This is a genomic window from Paraoerskovia marina (assembly GCF_900105445.1).
Lineage (GTDB): Bacteria > Actinomycetota > Actinomycetes > Actinomycetales > Cellulomonadaceae > Paraoerskovia > Paraoerskovia marina.
Window position 1 is genome coordinate 1,745,795 of sequence record NZ_LT629776.1, and the last position, 16,443, is coordinate 1,762,237.

Here is a 16,443-nt window from a genome sequence, read left to right on the forward strand (position 1 = left end):
TGTGTCCGCTCCCGTCCCGAGCACTCCCGTGGTCCCAGGTCTCGCGGTCCGGGCACTGACGGTCGACGACGCCTCCGCGGTCGCCGTGCTCGTGGAGCGGATCGAGGCCGCCGACGCACTGCCGACGCGCACGACGCCGAGCGCCGTCGCCGAGGAGCTGGCGTACTCGTGGAACGACCTCGCGGTCGACTCCCTCGGGGTGTTCGACGGCGCCACGCTGCGCGCCTGCGCGCTGGTCGACCGGTTGCCCGGCAGCGACGTGCGGGCGGTCCGGATCGTCCTGCACGGGGGCGTCGACCCCGAGCTGCGTCGTCAGGGAGTAGGAGGACTCCTCCTCGACTGGCAGCTTGCTCGCGCACGGCAGCGCCTCGCGGCCTCGGACAGCACGGCCGTCGGTCGGATCATGGCGGGCACGAACGACGGTGAGGGCTCGGCGGGGCATCGCGCGCTGCTCGCCCGGGCAGGGATGTCTCCCGCGCGCTACTTCACGATCATGCGCCGCGACCTGACCGACCCGATCCCGACGGTGGAACCTCGCGGCGACGTGCGGATCGTCCCGTACGCGGACCGGTACGACGAGGCCACGCGGGTCGCGCACAACGACGCCTTCCGGGACCACTGGGGCTCGGAGGAGCAGACGGCCGAGGCATGGGCGCAAGGGCGGGACGGCTTTGCACCGGAGTGGTCCTTCCTCGCCGTCGCGGGCGACGGCGAGGACGAACGCGTGGTCGGCTACGAGCTGGCCAGCCGCTCCGAGGAGGAGTGGCCCGTCGTGGGATACACGTTCGGGTACACCGAGCTGCTGGGCGTCGTCCGTGACTTCCGGGGACGGCGGATCGCCCCGGCGCTGCTCGCCCGGGCGATGGAGCGGTTCCGGGCCGACGGCATGGAGTACGCCGCCCTCGACGTCGACTCGGCGAGCCCGTCCGGGGCCGACGACCTCTATGCCTCGCTCGGATACCGGCGACGGCACTCCGACGTCGTCTACACGATCGAGGTGTAGCCGGAGCGCGTCAGCCGATCGAGCCGACCGAGGCGGAGAGCGGTTCGCCCGAGCCGTCGCGTCGGTCGTCGTCGGCCGGCAGGTCGATCGGCTGCCCGGCGCCGCCGAGCGCGCGCGGCGGTCCCTGGCCGACCCAGGCGTGGATCAGTGTGTCGGCGCCCTTGAGGAAGCGATGGGCGCGGACGCCTCCGGTGGCCCGTCCCTTCGCGGGGTACAGCTCGTACGGCGTGACCTTCGCGGTGCCGGTCTGGGTGCCTGGCAATGCGGAGGACGACCCGGCGATCGTGACCACCCGCACCAGGTCGCGGACCGACGCGGGGACGACCGCGAACGCAACGGCGCTCACGCCGGCGGGGAGCTTGATCCCCGCCATGCCCGCCGCGCTGCGTCCCTGCGGGCGCACCAGCGACGCGGAGTAGTGCAGGAGCGCGGCGTCCGAGCTGACGAACACGACCTCGTCGTCGTCCGAGGCGTGCTCCGCCCCGACGACCCGGTCGCCGTCGCGCAGGCTGATGACGTCCCACTCGTCGCGGTTCGAGGGTGCGTCGCTCAACGAGACCCGCTTCACGACCCCTCCTGCGGTGCCGATCGCGACAGGTGGCGCGTCGCCGTCGAGCGAGACGAGAGCGACGACCTCCTCGCCCTGGTCGAGGCTCACGACCTCGCTCAGCGGCACACCTCCGGCAAGGCTCGGCGGCCCGTCCGTCGGCGGGAGCCCGGGGAGCTCGAGGACCGGCACGCGCAGGACGCGACCGCCGGAGGTGAGGAAGCCGACGTCACCGCGGGTGGTCGCGCGCACCCGGCCACGGATCGCGTCGTGCGCGGAGCGGCGCCCGGTGCGCACGGGCTCGTCCGCCCCGGCGGTCTGGGCCACGAGCCCGGTGGGGGACAGGAGCACCCAGCAGGGGGCGTCCGCGATCTCCAACGACACGGCCGGGGCCTTCGACCCAGCCTTCGCGGCCACGCTCTGCCCGCCGGCGGAGTCGAGCAGGACGGTCCGGCGGGGAGTGCCGTAGGTCGACGCGACCTCCGCCATCTCGTCGCCGACCACGCGGCGCAGGACGGCGTCGTCGGCCAGGATGCGCTCCAGCTCGGCGATCTCCTCGCGCAGCTGGGACTCCTCCTTCTCGAGCTCGATCCGGGAGAACTTCGTCAGCCGCCGCAGCTGGAGGTCGAGGATGTACGACGCCTGGGCCTCGGAAAGCTCGAACACCGACTCCAGGCGCTCGCGGGCCACGGACGCGTCGTCCGACGACCGGATGACCTGGATGACCTCGTCGATGTCGACGATCGCCAGGAGCAGGCCCTCGACGAGGTGCAGACGGTCGCGCCGACGGCCCAGCCGGTACGTGCAGCGCCGCCGGACGACGTCGATCCGGTGGTCGACCCACACCTCCAGCATCTCGCGCAGGCCCAGGGTGCGCGGCTGGCCCTCGACGAGCGCGACGTTGTTCATCCCGAAGGACGTCTCGAGCGGCGTGTGCTGGTACAGCTGCTCGAGGACGGCCTCGGGGTTGAAGCCGTTCTTCACCTCGACGACGAGCCGCATGCCCTTGGTCCGGTCGGTCAGGTCGACGAACTCGGCGATGCCGGCGAGCTTCTTCTTCTGCAGACCGTCCTTGATCTGCTCACGGACCTTCTCCGGCCCCACGGTGTACGGCAGCTCGGTGATGACGATGCCCTTGCGCCGCGGCGTGATGTTCTCGATGCGCGCGGTCGCCCGGGTGCGGAACGAGCCGCGCCCCGTCCGGTAGGCGTCGCGGATGCCGTCGAGCCCGACGATCTTGCCGCCGCTCGGCAGGTCGGGACCTGGGACGAACTTCATCAGGTCCTCGAGCGTCGCGTCCGGGTCCGCCAGCAGGTGGCGCGCCGCGGCGACGACCTCGACGAGGTTGTGCGGCGCCATGTTGGTGGCCATGCCGACCGCGATGCCCGACGCCCCGTTGACGAGGAGGTTCGGGATCGCCGCCGGAAGCACCTCGGGCTGCGTGAGCTTGTTGTCGTAGTTCGGGACGAAGTCGACGACGTCCTCGTCCAGGCCCGCCGTCATCGCGTTCCACGGGGGAGCGGGGCGCGCCTCGGTGTATCGCGCCGCAGCGGGCCCGTCGTCGAGGGACCCGAAGTTGCCGTGCCCGTCGACGAGGGGCAGCCGCAGGGAGAACGGCTGCGCGAGACGGACGAGCGCGTCGTAGATCGCACTGTCTCCGTGCGGGTGGAGCTTGCCCATCACGTCTCCGACGACGCGTGCGGACTTCACGTACGGCCGCTCGGGACGCAGCCCCATGTCGGACATCTGGTAGAGGATCCGGCGCTGCACCGGCTTGAGGCCGTCCCGCGCGTCCGGAAGGGCGCGGGAGTAGATCACGGAGTACGCGTACTCGAGGAACGACGTCTCCATCTCAGCGGCGACGTCGATGTCGACGATCGTCTCGTGGATCTCGGCGGGGTCGATGCCCGGTCCGGAGGACCTACGTGCCATGGCTGCTCGGAACTCCTGTCGAAGCGCGGAAGACGGGGGCGGGGCACAAGGCCTCGCGCAGGGCACGGTAGCCGATGCCACGGACACCCGGTGACATCGTGCCATCGACCGGCGCGCGCCCTGGGTGCGCCGCGCCTGGTCGCCTAGGCTGATCGCGTGAGCGACACCGAGCCGCGCTATCCGATCGAGTGGGAGGCCGACGTCGTGCTCCGCGACGGGTCGACCGCGCACCTGCGTCCCATCGAGCCCACCGACGCGGACGCGCTCCAGCGATTCCACATGGCGCAGTCGGAGCAGTCGACGTACCTGCGGTTCTTCGCACCCATGGAGCGGCTGTCCGCGCGTGACCTGGAGCGCTTCACCACGGTGGACCACCACGACCGGGTGGCGCTCGTCGTCGTCCGCCGGGTGGTCGACGGCGAGGAGATCGTGGGCGTCGGACGGTTCGACCGGGTCGCCCGGGACGAGGCCGAGGTGGCGTTCAACATCGCCGACGCCGCGCAGGGACGAGGCGTGGGATCCGTCCTCCTCGAGCACCTGGCGACGGCGGCGCGCGAGGTCGGTGTGCGCCGCTTCACCGCGGACGTGCTGCCGCAGAACGGGCGGATGATCGCCGTGTTCCGCGAGGCGGGCTACGCGGTGACGCAGCACCTGGACGACGGTGTCGTCCAGGTCTCGGTGGACCTCGACCCCACGGAACGCTCGCGCGAGGTGATGGCCGACCGCGAGCACCGCGCCGAGGCGCGGTCGATGCAGGCGGTGCTCGGTGCCCGGTCCGTCCTCGTCGTCGGTCCGCCCGGGCCGTGCCTGCAGGCGTACGCCGCCGAGCGCGTCGCGGCGTCGCTCCGTGCCGCGGAGACCCGGCACCTCGTCGTCACCGTCACGCAGGCCTCCGACCTCGACGTGCTCGACGAACCGGTCGAGCTCGCCGTCGTCTCACTCGCCCCGGAGATCGCGGTCGACGTCGTCCCGCACCTGGAGAACCTCGGTGTCCGGGCGCTCGTCCTGCTCTCCGGCGGGTACGCCGAGGCAGGGGCGCAGGGCCTGGCGCTGCAGCGGGACCTGCTGCGTGCCGCCCACGGCGCGGGGATGCGCGTCGTCGGGCCGGCGAGCTACGGGCTCTTCGTGCGCCGAGAGGACGGCGACCTGAACGCGAGCCTGAGCGAAGAGCTCCCTCCTGCGGGGCGGGTCGGGTTCTTCTGCCAGTCGTCGCCGATGGCGGTCACCCTGCTCGCGACGGTCGCGCGTCGTCGGCTCGGTGTCTCCTCGTTCCTCTCCGCGGGGAACCGCGCCGGGGTCTCGGGCAACGACCTGATGCAGTACTGGCAGGACGACGAGAACACCGACGTCGTCTGCCTCTACCTCGAGTCGATCGGCAACCCGCGGAAGTTCTCCCGGATCGCGCGGCGGCTCTCGCGGGTCAAGCCCGTGGTCGTCGTGACGGCCGGCCGGTCGGGACACGTCGTGCCCGCCGGGCACGCCGTCCGCACGACCCGGGCACCCCGGCGGACGCTCGACGAGATGCTGCGACAGTCCGGTGTGATCCGCGCCGACAACACGCACCACCTGGTCGACATCGCCCAGCTGCTCGAGCACCAGCCGCTGCCGACCGGCAGGCGGGTCGGCATCCTCGCGAGCTCGCCCGCCCTCGCCGCGCTCGTCGCCGAGGCGGTGTCCTCCGCCGGGCTGGAGGTCGCGGAGGTCTCGCGCTCGCTCGCCGAGGACGCGGACGACGAGACCGTGACCGCGGCCGTCGACGCGGTCTACGCCGAGGGGACGTGCGACGCCGTGGTCGTGGTGCACGTCCCCACGCTGCGTCCCCGCACGGGTCGGGTCGCCTCGGCCGTCGCGCGAGCCGCGGCCCGGACGGGCAGGACGTCCGTCGTGTCGATGCTCGGCCTGCACGGGCTGGACCCGGAGCTGACCGCGACGTCCGCGGGCGTCGAGCGCATCGTCCCCGCCTACTCGACACCCGAGGACGCGGTGGCCGCGCTGGGCGCCGTCGTCCGCTACGTCCGCTGGCGGGCGCAGGACCAGGGCGTCTCCGTCAGTCCGCCCGGCCTGCGCCCGGCGGCGGCCCGCGCGGTCGTCGAGTCGGCGCTCGCGGGGCCGGAACCCGTCGCGCTCGACGAGCGCGACACGCATGCCGTGCTCGACGCCTACGGCATCGACCTGTGGGAGACGGTCAACGTCTCGACCGTCGACGAGGCGGTCCGGGCGGCCGACGAGCTCGGATACCCCGTCGCGCTCAAGCACACCGCCGAGTCGTTGCGTCACCGGTCCGACCTCGGCGCGGTCCGCCTCGACATCCAGGACGCGGACGAGCTGCGCGAGGACTTCGCCGCCATGCTCGGCGCGTTCACGGACGTCGTCCCCGCCGTCGCCCCGGCCCCGTTCGAGATCCAGCGGATGGCCGGCAAGGGTGTCGCGTGCGTGATCCGCTCCGCCGAGGACCAGCTCTTCGGACCGGTCGTCTCCTTCGGGCTCGCCGGTGACGCCGTCGACCTTCTCGCCGACGTGGCCTCCGGCGTCCCTCCGTTGACGGACGTCGACGTGGCGACGATCGTTCGGTCCGTGCGGGCCGCGCCCCGGCTCTTCGGCTACCGCGGCGCCCCGGTCTCGGACGTCGCCGCACTCGAGGACCTCGTCGCGCGCGTGTCCGTCATGGCGGACGACCTGCCGGAGCTTCGCAGCCTCGAGCTGTACCCCGTCGTCGTCGCCGAGCGTGGTGCCACCGTCCTCTCCGCGCGGTTGACCGTCGCACCCGCCCACCGCGCGGACACCCTGCGACGCGCGCTGCCGGCCTGACGGGGTGGCCCGGGCCGTCGGCACGATGGGATGATGGGGCCGTGCCTCGATCGATGACTCCCTCCGACCTCCTGTCCGCCGAGCTTCGTCGAGCCGGCTACTACCCCGAGCTGGTGCGCGACGTCCTGGACGTCGCGATCGCCGACGAGGCGGTGGAGTCGAGCCTCGTCCACGTCGAGACCACCTTCGACGGGGCGGAGGTCCGCCGGCACCTGACCGTGCTCGTGCTGACCCGGACGCGTCTCGTCTCGGCGCACGTCGACGACTACCCCGCGGACAGCGAGCACCCGTCGGCGTCCGCCGCCGCGACGACGGAGTCCGTGCCGCTGAGCGCGCTGAGGTCCGTCACCCTCACGCAGGTGATGGCCGACCCCGAGCACCATCGCCCCGGCCAGGGGGCGGCGGAGATCACCCTCGCCGTCGGCTGGGGAGCGGCCAACCGGATCGACCTGGAGCCCGCCCAGTGCCCCGACCCGCAGTGCGACGCGGACCACGGGTACACGGGCCAGTCCGTGCCCGACGACGTCGTCGTCCGGATCAGCGCCGACGCCGAGGGTGCCGACGCCGTGCGCTCGGCGACCGACTTCGCACGCCGACTGTCCGCCGTCAGCGGGGTCCGGTGAGCATCTCCCTCCCGGACGCGATGGTCGCGCCGCGGTACGACCACCTCTCGCTCGCCGCGGTCCTCCCGGCCGCAGCCGGGGCGCTCGGCCTCGACGTCACGACGTCGACGGGGATCTCGTCTGTCCAGGCCGCCCGCGCGCTGGGGCTCGAACCCGCGCAGCGCGTCTGCGTCGTCCTCGTCGACGGGCTCGGCCTGCACAACCTGCGCGAACGCTCGGGGCACGCTCCCGTCATGCGCGGTCTCCTGGACGGCGGGCTCGCGCTGACGTCGAGCTTCCCCAGCACGACGGCGGCAGCCATGGGGACGTTCGGCACCGGGACGGCCCCCGGTCGCACCGGCATGCTCGGCTACACCCAGCGCGACGCGACGACGGGGACGCTCGCGAACATGGTGAGCTGGGCCGGTGCGAGCGCGCCCGAGTCGGTCCAGCGCGAGGCGACGGTCTTCGAGCGCCTTGCCGCTGCGTCGACGCCGGTGACGTCGGTGGGCCCGCGCCGGTTCGAAGGATCGGGGATGACGCGCGCCGCGCTGCGTGGCGGACGGTACGTGCGGGCGGAGTCGCTCGCCGAGCGGGTCGAGGCCGTGGTCGACGTCCTGCGGCGACCCGGCCTCGCGTACCTCTACTGGGGAGACGTCGACAAGGCCGGGCACCATCACGGGGCGGACTCGTGGCAGTGGGGGGACGAGCTCGAGGCGTTCGACCGTGAGCTGTCCGATCTGCTCCGTCGGGTCCCGCGGGGCACGACGGTGCTGCTGACCGCGGACCACGGGATGGTCGACGTCGACCGAGCCCTGCGCTGGGACGTCGCGCAGGATCCGGCGCTCGCGGCCCAGGTCGACATGGTGGCGGGGGAGCCCCGCGCCACCCACCTGTACACCGACGACCCCGCCGCGGTGGTCGAACGGTGGAGCGACGTCCTCGGCGACGCGGCACTGGTGATCACACGTGACGACGCTGTCTCCGCAGGACTTGTCGGCCCGCTCGCGGACCACGTACGGTCCGCCATGGGCGACGTCCTCGTGGCCATGCGCGGTCGAGCGACGGTCGTGGACTCGTCGAGCCAGACCCCCGCGTCGATGGAGCTGATCGGGGTGCACGGCTCGTTGACCGAGGTGGAGATGGTCGTCCCGCTGCTGCGAGAGGTGCGATGACATGGCCGAGCTGGTGTTCTTCTCCGGGACGATGGACTGCGGAAAGTCCACGTTGGCTCTCCAGATGGACCACAACCACGCGGCCAGAGGTCGCGAAGGGCTGATCTTCTCGCGCAACGACCGCGCGGGCTCGGACCGGATCTCGAGCAGGCTCGGGCTCGAGGCTCTCGCCCACGAGGTCCACGACCAGACCGACCTGTGGGCCGAGGTCATGTCCGCACGCAGCCAGGGACGGCCGGTGGACTACGTCGTGTGTGACGAGGCGCAGTTCTACTCCACGGAGCACGTCGAGCAGCTCGCGAGACTCGTCGACGAGCTCGAGATCGACGTCTTCGCGTTCGGCATCACCGCGGACTTCCGCACGCGGCTCTTCCCTGGGTCCGCACGCCTGATCGAGCTGGCGGACCGCGTCGAGGTGCTCCAGGTGCAGTCGCTGTGCTGGTGCGGGGCCCGGGCGACGCACAACGCCCGGACCGTCGACGGGCTGATGGTCGTGGAGGGGGAGCAGGTCGTCGTCGGAGACACGGACAGCGGGGCCGTCGTCGGGTACGAGGTCCTCTGCCGACGGCACCACATGCGCCGCATGACCGAGGTCACCGCGCGGGCGCGGACGACGGGCGAGGACTCCTTGCTCTGACGCAAGCGCGACTAGTCGTGCTTGGCGCCGAAGACGATGTCGTCCCAGCTGGGGACGACAGCACGGCCCTTGCGGCGTCGACCGTTGCGGTTCGCGGACGGGCCGGTGCGCTCCGAGCGGTCGGGGACCTGCTCGTCGGTCGCCGACGTCTGGTCGGGCTCCGGCTTCTCCCGCCGCTCCGTCGAGGCACCGTCGTCACCGCCGGGCGAGTTCTCCGACGTCGTCGGGACCGACTCGGCCGACGACTCGTCCCGACCCGGGGCCTGCTCGACAGGAACCTCCTGCGTGGACGGGACGTCCTCCGGGCCGCCTTCGTCGCGGGCTGAGCCGGGATTCTCCGACGGTCCGTCGTCGTCGTCGTCGGTCAGGTCGGACCGGGGCGGCTCGGGTGTGACGCGCGCAAGGCTGAGGACGACGCCCGGGGCCACGGGAGACGTCTCGTCGTGCTCCTGCGGTTCGTCGTCGTTGCGGACACCCCGGCGGAGGCTCAGGTCGTCCAGGAGCGAGTGGGTCGGGTCCTGGGGCTCCTCGCGGGGTCCGTCGTCCACGGCCGCGAGGACGGGTCGGGTGGCCCGGTAGGCCGACGTCGCCGTCCGCCACACCTCGGTGTCGTCCGCCTCCTGCCCGAGCCAGCGCGCCTCGTCGTCGAGCGCGTGGTGCTCGCGGTCGGTCTGGTCGAACGACCACGTCGCCTTCCGCTCGTCCCCGTCGACGGCGAACCGCAGCTCGACCGTCCAGGGCTCGCCGGGCTCACGACGGGCCGACCACGACCGGTCCTCCTCGCTCACGTTGCGCAGCGAGAGCCGCTCGTCGACCCGTTCGCCGAGAAGATCGTCGCTGTCCGGGTCGGACGGGTCCGCCGGGACCGCCCTCAGCCTGCTGACGACGTACTCCTGCTCGGCCAGGACGGGTCCGGAGAATCGGTGCACCTGCTCCAGGGGGACGCCCGCGCTCGTCGCGACGTGTTCGGGACTCTCCCCGGCGCGCAGCCTCGACTGGATCGCACGGGGCGAGAGCCCTCCCGAGTCGGCGGCGCGCCAGTGCTCCATCCGGGCACGGTCGCGCCGCACCGCGGCACGCAGCGCCTCGGTGATGGGCAGCAGGAACGTCTTGCCCCCGGGTCCGGACAGCACCAGGTGCTCTCCGTCCTCATGCAGCTTCACGAGCTCGAGCTCCGACATCAGTCCCTCCGAGTGTCCGCGGTTCACGTCGATCCGACCGGCACATCTTCGAGGGTGCCACCTCGACCGCCCACGACGGCGGAGGCGACGCGGTGAGCCGCGTTCCGGCGTGGCGAGGGCGGGCCTGGAAGGATGTGTGCCGTGACGTTGCCCATCCACCTCGGAACTGCCCTCGAGATCATCGCCGTCTTCTGCGCGGCGCTGTCCGGAGGGCTCGCCGCCGTCCGCAAGAACTTCGACCTGTTCGGCGTCCTCGTGCTCGCCTGGGCGACCGGGCTCGGCGGCGGACTCATTCGCGACGTCCTCATCGGCGCGACGCCGCCGGTCGGGATCGCCGACTGGCGGCTGCTGGCGGCGGCCTTCGGGGGCGGGCTCCTGATCTTCGTCGCCCACCCCCGGCTCGAGCGGATGCGGCGCAGCGTGATCGTCCTCGACGCCGGTGCCCTCGCGCTCTTCGTGCTCGTCGGCACGACCAAGGGGCTCGAGTACGACGTGGGGTTCCTCGCCGCCGTCGTCGTCGGACTGCTGACCGGGATCGGGGGAGGCATCCTGCGCGACCTCCTCACCGGCGAGTCCCCGCTCATCCTGCAGGACCGGCAGCTCTACGCCGTCCCCGCCGCGGTCGGTGCCGTGGCCACCGCCGTCGCGTGGCGCGCTGACGTCCTGAACGTCTGGGTCCAGGCCGCGATCGTGCTCGGGGTCTTCGGGTTCCGGCTGCTCTCGATCCGGCTCGGGTGGGCGCTCCCGACGACGCCGCGACGTCGGTCCGGGCCGTCCGGGATGATGGGGGGATGAACTCACACGATGCCCCCACGACGGCGTCCCTGCGGGCGCTCGCTGTCCGGATCGCCGAGGAGGCGGGTCGGCAGGTGCGCGACGGGCGGCCCGACGTCGTCCAGGTCGCCGCGACGAAGTCGTCCGTCGTCGACGTCGTCACACAGGCCGACGCGGACTCCGAGGCCCTGATCCGCCGCATCATCGGGACCGAGCGACCCGACGACGGGATCCTCGGCGAGGAGGACGCGTACGTCGCCGGACGCTCCGGCCTGACCTGGGTGGTCGACCCGATCGACGGCACCGTGAACTACGTCTACGACGTGGCCTCCTACGCCGTCTCGGTCGCGGTGGTCGAGGGCGGTCCCGACCCGCTCACGTGGACCGCCCGTGCCGGTGCCGTCCACGACGTGACGACCGGTCAGACCTGGTCCGCCGGAGCCGGGGAGGGGGCCTTCCTCGACGGGTCGCCGATCCGGTGCGCCCAGCCGCGTCCGCTGGGGGAGTCGCTCGTCGGCACCGGATTCGGCTACGACGCGGCGCGGCGGGCGTCGCAGGCCCGCGTCCTCGCGACCGTGCTGCCGCAGGTCCGTGACATCCGTCGGCTCGGGTCGGCGGCCGTCGACCTCTGCCTGGTGGCCCAGGGGCGGCTGGACGCGTACTACGAGCGGGGCCTCAACCCGTGGGACCTGGCGGCCGGTGCCCTCGTCGCCCAGGAGGCGGGTGCTGTCGTGGTCGGGCTCCGCGGGGCGCGCGCGGACGCCTCGATGACCGTGGCCGGGCCCGCCGCCACGGTCGCCGATCTCGGTCGGATTCTCGAGGGTGTGGACGCCGACTCGGATGCGTGACCGAGGACACGGTGCGCTCCGGTAGCATACGCGCGCGATCTGGTGCAGAATCCGTTCGCCTGCGGGAATATGTTCCGCAGCGTCAGCATTGACAAGACTGCATCGCTCATTGCGCGCGTTGTACGTCGTCTGCTCGTGGACGACCCCCTTATTTGATGGCACCGACGGAGAGTGAAGCCCCCGATGGCAACTGATTACGACGCCCCTCGGAAGAACGAGGAAGACCTCAGCGAGGACTCGCTCCAGGAGCTGCAGGCGCGACGCTCCGACAAGTCCTCGGGCGTCGTCGACGAGGACGAGACCGAAGCCGCGGAGAGCTTTGAGCTCCCCGGCGCGGACCTGTCCGGCGAGGAGCTCGCGGTCCGCGTCCTCCCGCGCCAGGCCGACGAGTTCACGTGCACCAGCTGTTTCCTGGTCCACCACCGCAGCCAGCTCGCCGGTGAGAAGAACGGCCAGCCCATCTGCACGGAGTGCGCCGCCTGACCTTCTCGGCACATCCGCCCTGCGACGACGAGCGACCGGCCCCGGGCCGGTCGCTCGTCGTCGTTCTCGGGGGACTCAGCCGGCCGAGACCTCGCTGCGCGCCGCGGTGAGGGCGGCCACGAGTCGTTCGGGATGCCGGGTCGAGACCAGCCAGGCCGGCGTCGGGTCGCGGGGGTCGAGCACCTCTGCGCGGACGGCGTGCTTCGTGGCGGTCCGCAGGCAGGCGTACGTCCGGGCGTCGCTGCCCGGGCCCAGCGCACGGCGGACGTCGTCGGCGTCGAGCACCTCCGGCTCGCCGAGCAGGTCCACGTCGATGTGCGCGTCGCCGGCGACGAGCTCGTGCCCGGTCACGGAGACCACCGGCGAGAGCATCCAGACGACGATCGCTGCCACGACCACCGCGGCGATCGTCACGACCAGCGCCGTGGACGGCCCGACGGCGAGTGCGACGAGACCGAGCAGGGCGCTTCCGGCGAGGGAGCTGAACCAGCCGCCGATGCCGGGGACGAGTCTTTCGGTGTAGCGCGAGGAGCCAGTCATGCCGACATTCTCTCAGGTGCGGAGCCGACGTCGCGTTGTCGATAGGCTCGACGGGTGACGACCTCCCACCAGCCTGTCCAAGTCCTCCTCCAGATGCTCGACGACGTCCCGGCTCCCGCCTATTCGCACCCCGGCGACGCGGGCGCCGACCTGGTGACGCGGATCGACGTCACCCTCGCGCCGGGCGAGCGCGCGACGGTGCCCACGGGGGTCGCGGTCGCGCTCCCGGACGGATATGCCGCGTTCGTCCACCCGCGCTCCGGACTTGCCTCCAAGCACGGTCTGACCGTCGTCAACGCACCGGGGACCGTCGACGCGGGGTACCGCGGCGAGATCGGCGTGACGCTGCTCAACACCGACGCGACGACGCCCGTGACCCTGCGCCGCGGGGACCGGATCGCGCAGCTCGTCGTCCAACGGGTCGAGCGTGTTCAGTTCGTTGCGGCGGAACGGCTCCCGGGCTCCGCCCGGGGTGCTGGCGGGTTCGGGTCCAGCGGCGGCTGGACGGCCTAGGCCCCGCGTGCGTCACGCAGACCGCCGTGGGAGCACTACCCTGGAAGACGCGGCCCAGCGACGGGCCGACCCCGACCGGTGCTCCCGGTCCCGCGACACGGAGGAGAACGTCAGTGCCCTTGTTCCGGCGCCGCTCTGCACAGGCGAGCGATCAAATCGACAACGAGACACCCGCGGGTGTCGACGGGTCGACGTCTGACGACGCGGCCGAGGCCCCCGCCCGGGGCCCGTTCGACTCGTCGCAGGTGACGGAGCTCGGCGGGCGCGTCGACCTCGGTGCGATCTGGTTCCCCGCGGTCCGCGGCATGGAGCTGCGGATGGAGGCCGACAAGAAGACCCGGCGCATCACGGGAGCGGCCTGCGCGATCCAGGGTTCCGGGCTGCAGGTCCAGGCCTTCGCGGCACCCCGCACGGCCGGGATCTGGGACACCATCCGCGAGGAGATCGGTGCGTCGGTCACCAAGCAGGGCGGTGCCGTCGACGACATCCCCGGCCCGTTCGGCCGCGAGCTGCTCGCCCGTCTCCCGGTCAAGACGAAGGACGGCAAGTCGGGGTTCCGGCCTGCGCGCTTCGTCGGTGTGGACGGCCCGCGGTGGTTCCTGCGCGGCGTCATCACCGGACGGGCGGCGGTCGAGCCGGAGCAGGCGAAGCTCGTCGAGGCCGTCTTCGCCAACATCGTCGTGGTCCGGGACGAGGCGGCGCGCCCGCCGCGTGACCTGCTCTCCATGCACATGCCCGGGCAGCCCGAGGAGTCGAAGATCGCCCCCGTCGACGGTCCGGCACCGACGGCACGCGAACTCGACCCCCTGACCCGCGGACCCGAGATCGCGGAGATCCAGTGACCTCCACGCGCACCGCGCATCAGTCTCCGTGGCGTTCGGTCCTCGCGTCGCAGGAGACGATCACCGCGGGCGAGGAGCGCGACGACGCGTCCCGTCAGCTCGGGTGCACTCCCGTCGAGAACCTCAAGGACCGCACGCCTGCGACGGTGTCCGGCGTCCTGAGGTCCGTCGTGCTCCGACCCAGGGAGAACGTCCAGACCGTCGAGGCGGAGCTGTACGACGGCAGCGGGTCGATCGACCTGGTCTGGCTCGGGCGTCGCCGCATCGTCGGCATCGAGCCGGGGCGTCGGGTCCGCGTCGAGGGGCTCGTCTGCGACATCCGTGGACGCCGCACCATCTACAACCCGAGGTACGAGCTCCGGGCGCGGCCCGGTGAGTGACGTGTCGGGGACCGCGCCCGACGACTCGACACCGCAGGGGATGAAGGTCCTCGCGGCGGACGAGTTCTCCGTCACGGACGCGGTCGGCGGGGTGCGCGGTCTGCTGGAGTCGGTGGCTCCCGGGCTGGTCTTCGTGGTGCTCTTCGTCATCACCGAGGACCTGCGGACGACGCTGATCGGGTCGATCGCGATCTCGGTCGTCGCCGTCCTGGCCCGTGTGGTGCAACGAGCGCCGGTCACGCCGGCGCTCAGCGGCCTGCTCGGCGTGGGGATCGGCGTCCTCTGGGCCTGGCGCTCGGGAGACGCCGAGGACTACTTTGCGCTTGGGCTGTGGACGAACGCCATCTACTCGGTCGGACTCCTGCTCTCCATCCTCGTCCGGTGGCCTGTCGTCGGCGTCGTCGTGGAGGGCCTGAGGTCCGGCTTCATCGAGCAGCTGGCGTCGGACGCCAAGAACGACGACGCGTCCGCCGCGACCCCGGATCAGGCCCCGACGGCGGGGGAGTCCGGCACGGACACCGCGCGCGCCGGCGCCGACGACGCCGAGGGGGCGACCGCGAGGTCACCCGGCGCGTTCGCCCGGTGGGCACGCTGGCGGCACGACCGCTCGCTGATGCGGCGGTACCAGGCGGCAACCTGGTTGTGGGTCGGGATGTTCGTCCTGCGGCTCGCGGTCCAGGTGCCCCTGTACGTGACCGGCACCGTGGGCTGGCTCGGTACGGCACGGCTGGTCATGGGGATCCCGCTGTTCGCGCTCACGCTGTGGGTGACGTGGCTCCTCGTGCGTCGTGATCGCTCTCCGGAGCGGGCGGCCGCGTCTCTTCCGCAGGACGAGGCGTAGGCGTTCCGACGAAGAGCGTCTCGAGCGCGTGCGGGTCCGCCTCCCGCCCCGCGACGATGAGCAGCTCGTCCCCGACCTCCAGCGTGTCGTCGTCCGTCGGGGCGAAGGGCTGCGAGCCCCGGACGATCGCCGCGAGGACGGTGTCGGCCGGCCACACGATCGCGGCGATCCGCAGGCCGACGAGCGGTGACGACTCCGGGAGCGTGATCTCGAGGATCTCGGCACCCGACTGGTGGAACGTGAAGATGCGGACGAGGTCGCCGACCGCGACGGCCTCCTCGACCATCGCGGTCATGATGCGGGGTGTCGAGACGGCCACGTCCACGCCCCACGACTCGTCGAACATCCACTCGTTGCGGGGGTTGTTGACGCGGGCGACGGTCCGGGGGACCCCGAACTCGGTCTTCGCGAGGAGCGAGACCACGAGGTTCGCCTTGTCGTCGCCGGTGGCGGCGACGATCACGTCGCACTCGGCGACGCGGGCGTCGCTCAGCGTGGACAGCTCGCAGGCGTCGGCCAGGAGCCAGTCTGCCTCGGCCACCTGGGCGACTCGCATGGCCCCCGGCTGACGGTCGATCAGGGTGACGTCGTGGTCGTGCCCGAGGAGCTCGCGCGCGATCGAGCGGCCGACGGATCCTGCACCTGCGATGACGACGCGCATCAGTTGTCCTCCTCCGGGCCGGGGGCCCGTGTCAGCGTGCGTTCGACGGCCACGACGTCGTCCGTGGCGGCGAGGACGTGGACGACGTCGTTCTCCTGCAGGACGGTTCCGGGATCGGGGAGCATCCCCTCCCCGAAGCGCGCCAGGAACGCGACGCGCCCGGTGATCGCGGCGTCGACCGCCGCGACCGTCCTGCCGATCCAGCGCGCGTGCACGTCGACCTGGACAAGGCGGACCTTGCCGGACGGGTCGCGGTACTCGTCCGTCGCGCCGAGGGGCAGGATCCGCCGCAGCACCTGGTCGGACGTCCAGCGGACCGTCGCCACGGTGGGGATGCCGAGGCGCTGGTAGATCTCGGCACGGCGAGGGTCGTAGATCCGGGCGACGACCTTCTCGATGCCGAACGTCTCGCGCACCACACGTGCCGCGAGGATGTTCGAGTTGTCCCCGTCCGAGACCGCGGCGAACGCATAGGCGTCCTCGATCCCGGCCTGGCCGAGGGTCTCGCGGTCGAAGCCGAGGCCCTTGACCTTCTGACCGGTGAAGTCGGCGGGCAGGCGTCGGAACGCGTCCGAGCTCTGGTCGACGACGGCGACGGAGTGGCCCTTGCGCTCGAGCGACTGCGCCAGCGTGGCGCCGACTCGGCCGCAGCCCATGATCACGAAGTGCACACGAT

The 16,443-nt window shown here is 72.4% G+C and carries 17 protein-coding genes; 12 read left to right on the plus strand and 5 right to left on the minus strand.

Annotated features, from left to right (window positions below):
• The first annotated feature begins 1 nt into the window (after position 1).
• A complete protein-coding gene (locus BLU20_RS07785) occupies positions 2–1,003 on the plus strand; it encodes a GNAT family N-acetyltransferase (protein ID WP_172829046.1) in 1,002 nt (333 codons plus the stop codon).
• 10 nt (positions 1,004–1,013) lie between these two features.
• Here BLU20_RS07785 and BLU20_RS07790 read toward each other — a convergent pair whose 3' ends face one another.
• On the minus strand, positions 1,014–3,482 hold the full coding sequence (locus tag BLU20_RS07790; protein WP_083372169.1) for a DNA gyrase/topoisomerase IV subunit A: 2,469 nt from the start codon (positions 3,480–3,482) through the stop codon (positions 1,014–1,016).
• 156 nt (positions 3,483–3,638) lie between these two features.
• On the opposite strand from BLU20_RS07790, the gene BLU20_RS07795 reads away from it, so the two are divergent.
• The 4 genes from BLU20_RS07795 to BLU20_RS07810 are packed head-to-tail and all read left to right on the plus strand — an operon-like array spanning position 3,639 to position 8,704.
• Positions 3,639–6,290 (plus strand): GNAT family N-acetyltransferase, encoded by a 2,652-nt coding sequence (locus BLU20_RS07795; RefSeq protein ID WP_083372170.1) that lies wholly within the window; start codon positions 3,639–3,641, stop codon positions 6,288–6,290.
• 53 nt (positions 6,291–6,343) lie between these two features.
• On the plus strand, positions 6,344–6,913 hold the full coding sequence (locus BLU20_RS07800; protein WP_029253562.1) for a DUF5998 family protein: 570 nt from the start codon (positions 6,344–6,346) through the stop codon (positions 6,911–6,913).
• Positions 6,910–8,067, plus strand: coding sequence for an alkaline phosphatase family protein (locus BLU20_RS07805; protein ID WP_231959148.1), 1,158 nt, complete (start codon positions 6,910–6,912; stop codon positions 8,065–8,067). Before BLU20_RS07800 ends, BLU20_RS07805 begins: the two co-directional genes overlap by 4 nt.
• Before the next feature lies 1 nt (position 8,068).
• Entirely contained in the window at positions 8,069–8,704 is a 636-nt protein-coding gene (locus BLU20_RS07810; RefSeq protein WP_029253560.1) for a thymidine kinase, read from the plus strand.
• 11 nt (positions 8,705–8,715) lie between these two features.
• On the opposite strand, the gene sepH is transcribed toward BLU20_RS07810, so the two are convergent.
• A complete protein-coding gene (sepH, locus tag BLU20_RS07815; protein WP_083372171.1) occupies positions 8,716–9,885 on the minus strand; it encodes a septation protein SepH in 1,170 nt (389 codons plus the stop codon).
• Positions 9,886–10,026: 141 nt separating this feature from the next.
• Between sepH and BLU20_RS07820 the strand changes: the two genes are divergently transcribed.
• The 3 genes from BLU20_RS07820 to BLU20_RS07830 all read left to right on the plus strand — a co-directional run bounded on the left by BLU20_RS07820 (position 10,027) and on the right by BLU20_RS07830 (position 11,990).
• Entirely contained in the window at positions 10,027–10,680 is a 654-nt protein-coding gene (locus BLU20_RS07820; RefSeq protein WP_043109998.1) for a trimeric intracellular cation channel family protein, read from the plus strand.
• Positions 10,677–11,507, plus strand: a complete 831-nt coding sequence (locus BLU20_RS07825) for an inositol monophosphatase family protein (protein ID WP_083372172.1) — start codon at positions 10,677–10,679, stop codon at positions 11,505–11,507. Before BLU20_RS07820 ends, BLU20_RS07825 begins: the two co-directional genes overlap by 4 nt.
• A gap of 183 nt (positions 11,508–11,690) precedes the next feature.
• The gene (locus BLU20_RS07830) at positions 11,691–11,990 is read left to right on the plus strand and encodes a DUF4193 domain-containing protein (protein ID WP_029253556.1); all 300 of its coding nucleotides are present in this window, start codon (positions 11,691–11,693) and stop codon (positions 11,988–11,990) included.
• Positions 11,991–12,065: 75 nt separating this feature from the next.
• Here the strand turns inward: BLU20_RS07830 and BLU20_RS07835 are convergent, their stop codons facing one another.
• Positions 12,066–12,530: a DUF3093 domain-containing protein gene (locus BLU20_RS07835; RefSeq protein ID WP_029253555.1), complete on the minus strand. Its 465-nt coding sequence runs from the start codon at positions 12,528–12,530 to the stop codon at positions 12,066–12,068.
• A 54-nt stretch (positions 12,531–12,584) separates the two neighbouring features.
• Here BLU20_RS07835 and dut point away from each other — a divergent pair, with 54 nt between their 5' ends.
• The 4 genes from dut (at position 12,585) to BLU20_RS07855 (ending at position 15,106) form a co-directional block, all read left to right on the plus strand.
• Positions 12,585–13,043: a dUTP diphosphatase gene (gene dut, locus BLU20_RS07840; RefSeq protein WP_269457183.1), complete on the plus strand. Its 459-nt coding sequence runs from the start codon at positions 12,585–12,587 to the stop codon at positions 13,041–13,043.
• Between the two features lie 113 nt (positions 13,044–13,156).
• A complete protein-coding gene (locus tag BLU20_RS07845) occupies positions 13,157–13,885 on the plus strand; it encodes a DUF3710 domain-containing protein (protein ID WP_083372173.1) in 729 nt (242 codons plus the stop codon).
• A complete protein-coding gene (locus BLU20_RS07850; RefSeq protein ID WP_083372174.1) occupies positions 13,882–14,265 on the plus strand; it encodes an OB-fold nucleic acid binding domain-containing protein in 384 nt (127 codons plus the stop codon). Before BLU20_RS07845 ends, BLU20_RS07850 begins: the two co-directional genes overlap by 4 nt.
• Before the next feature lies 1 nt (position 14,266).
• On the plus strand, positions 14,267–15,106 hold the full coding sequence (locus BLU20_RS07855; protein ID WP_231959149.1) for a DUF3159 domain-containing protein: 840 nt from the start codon (positions 14,267–14,269) through the stop codon (positions 15,104–15,106).
• Here the strand turns inward: BLU20_RS07855 and BLU20_RS07860 are convergent.
• Both BLU20_RS07860 and BLU20_RS07865 read right to left on the minus strand, forming a co-directional pair.
• On the minus strand, positions 15,021–15,767 hold the full coding sequence (locus BLU20_RS07860) for a potassium channel family protein (protein WP_083372175.1): 747 nt from the start codon (positions 15,765–15,767) through the stop codon (positions 15,021–15,023). The two genes, BLU20_RS07855 and BLU20_RS07860, sit on opposite strands and share 86 nt — an antisense overlap.
• Complete coding sequence (locus BLU20_RS07865; protein WP_029253549.1) at positions 15,767–16,423, minus strand: potassium channel family protein; 657 nt, start codon at positions 16,421–16,423, stop codon at positions 15,767–15,769. Before BLU20_RS07865 ends, BLU20_RS07860 begins: the two co-directional genes overlap by 1 nt.
• Between the last annotated feature and the right edge of the window lie 20 nt (positions 16,424–16,443).